This window comes from Psychrobacillus sp., from assembly GCF_056205495.1.
In genome coordinates, this window is record NZ_JBAEAP010000597.1 from 1 (window position 1) to 2378 (window position 2378).

At 33.5% G+C, this 2378-nt stretch carries 4 protein-coding genes; all 4 read right to left on the minus strand.

The genetic code is table 11. The features are described from left to right. Positions 1-368, minus strand: a 368-nt coding sequence (locus AC06OU_RS16935; RefSeq protein ID WP_475857338.1) for a tetratricopeptide repeat protein, incomplete at its 3' end; no start/stop codon positions are given. 23 nt (positions 369-391) lie between these two features. Further along, positions 392-844: a hypothetical protein gene (locus tag AC06OU_RS16940; RefSeq protein WP_475857340.1), complete on the minus strand. Its 453-nt coding sequence runs from the start codon at positions 842-844 to the stop codon at positions 392-394. Positions 845-1048: 204 nt separating this feature from the next. Beyond that, a complete protein-coding gene (locus AC06OU_RS16945; protein WP_475857342.1) occupies positions 1049-1213 on the minus strand; it encodes a hypothetical protein in 165 nt (54 codons plus the stop codon). A gap of 265 nt (positions 1214-1478) precedes the next feature. Further along, on the minus strand, positions 1479-2270 hold the full coding sequence (locus AC06OU_RS16950) for an HNH endonuclease (RefSeq protein WP_475857343.1): 792 nt from the start codon (positions 2268-2270) through the stop codon (positions 1479-1481). Positions 2271-2378: the final 108 nt, after the last annotated feature.

The following is a 2378-nucleotide window of genomic DNA, read 5'->3' on the forward strand; positions in this document are numbered from 1 at the left end:
TTTTGACCTACACTCTTCATCAAATAAGCGTAGCTAGCATGAACATCTGCATTATTAGGATTTAATCGAAGTGCTTCAAGAAATGCTCTTTCAGACTCTGGCCACTCTTCCATAGAATAATAGATTAGACCTAACAGATGAAAAGCAGATTCCTCATCTATACCTAAACGTAGAGCTTCTTTTACTTCCTTTTCAGCTAACTCAAAATTGTTTAGACTATAATGACTGTATCCAAGATAATACCAGGCTTTCTCATTATTAATGTGCTCACCCATATTATCTTCTAGCATTTCTATAACCTGCTCATAACGGTCCATTTGAAAATAGTGTTCTATTAAGTCAAATGAACTCATCTCTTTATGAATCATTCTGTAGTCACCTTCCCCAGCATCTATATAAGAGAAATAGTTATGATTAATATCATTTCTACTGCCACACTTGTAATACACCAAATGATGCCAGGAACAACAAGCGACTTAGTCTCACCCTTTGTAGACACATGTAAATTAAATGAGCCCTTTAACAAATTATAAACAGCTGCGAAGCATACAATTGCCATTACACTCCCCATTAATCTATAAGTAGACCTTTCAATATCAATCATTTGATGGGTATAGGCATATATTAAAGAAAATTTCAAAAGAAACAACACTGAAATTATGCCTAAAAGTGTATACAATACCTTCTTTTTAACTTTGAGCCAAATAGCGTTCTGCAATCCAAGTGCGCTAATGGCCACAAGCTGCCCAAGAGCGGCCACAATAAATAAACTCGAGAGATTATAGCTTTTCGTTTCTTCTAATTGTTCTCCTGATAAACTAGGAGAATAAAGATCTCCTTCCACTTATATTTCCTCCTTTCTAACTCATAATATATACATAATTTTCTATTTATTCCATTGCAAAGTCAAATGATTTCCTATTATTTTCATGTACATAAAAAGCTTTCCACCCTCGTAAGAGTGGAAAGCTAATAAAATAACTTATTTAGTATTTGAAAGATTATAGGTGTTCGTTTTATATCTCCATTTACATTATAAAAACCGTAGTCATTGACGAGTAAAAATTAACTTGTATAACATTGGTGCCACTATGGTAAGAAATAGAATTCCTGCTATAAGAATAATAGCAACCACAAGTCCGTAAGATTCATAAATAAAAACCACTAACATGGTTACAGCTATAGCAATAATTACACTTATCAAGTTGCTCATGACAATCACCCAACACCCTTCTGTTGAATTTCTCCACATCAAACCCTATATCAAATCATTTAATATCACATTCTATTTAATTTTTTTTATACATTCTTCTATAACTTCACGTAAATCCCGACAACTTTTACAGCATATTTTAAGAGTTCACCATACTATTTTATAAACTGCATGAATACATTCATTATATAGATTTTTATAAACCTTTGGAATATCAAAATGAGCTTTTCCTAGACAAAACTCAACCAAAAACTTTAACATAACCTTACTTTAAAACATTTTTCTTATGCCACTTAAGATACTTTTTATGCTCTTCCTGTCGATTTATACGTATTTTCGAATGGATCATATATTTCTCATAATCTGTTTCTTTTATGCGGTCTGAAATATGGATTTTACCTTGACCATCAAATGCAATATACCCCTTTGTATATAATGCATCATGGTTAGAACAAAGCAAGATTCCATTAAAGGGATCCAGTTTTTCTTCCTCTGTACTATCCTTCCAAGCCTTTGCTGGTGAAGCATGTAACAAATCTGAAGAATTAATGCTACAGATAGCACATTCATTATTCCATATCGGAGAAAGGGCTTGCTTAAACCTTTGTTTCCCTTTACGGATTTTTGACTTTGCCTCTGACTCCATTATTGCTATGATTTGTAGCAGGAGATTACGTTCCTTAAACAGAACTGGACTGATTGCAAATTCCAGCTGTTCTTGTTTTTCAAGGTTTACATTCATCTCAGCTATTAACTCTAAAAGCTTGATAGCCAATAGCTCGTTACAGGGATAAAGATACCCTTGGTTCCCATCCCCATTTTCTTGAAAAGCTGAATACTTTATCGGGAGTAATAACTCTATCTCTTGAAAATGTTCCTTAATACTTAATGGGTTATTTAACTCCTCATAAGATGTTTCTACTAGATAGCCCTTTTTTTGATATTCCTCGTCATAAGGATTAACTGCCTCGTAGTAATCTCTTTTAGCAATACTAACTGCCACAATGTCACCTTTTACATAATGGAAAATACAGTCTCCTGCTTGCACTTCTTTCATACGCTCTCAAAACGGTGGGCGCATCCCACTTTTATCAACCTGTTTGGACCAAATAATACTATGCTGTTTTTCTTCTATATACGTTTGTCCTTGCATGACAATATAAAA

Coding starts and splice junctions, on each gene's coding strand:
- AC06OU_RS16950 (WP_475857343.1), bottom strand. CDS start 2,270: ATGAAAGAAGTGCAAGCAGGAGACTGTATTTTCCATTATGTAAAAGGT.
- AC06OU_RS16945 (WP_475857342.1), bottom strand. CDS start 1,213: ATGAGCAACTTGATAAGTGTAATTATTGCTATAGCTGTAACCATGTTA.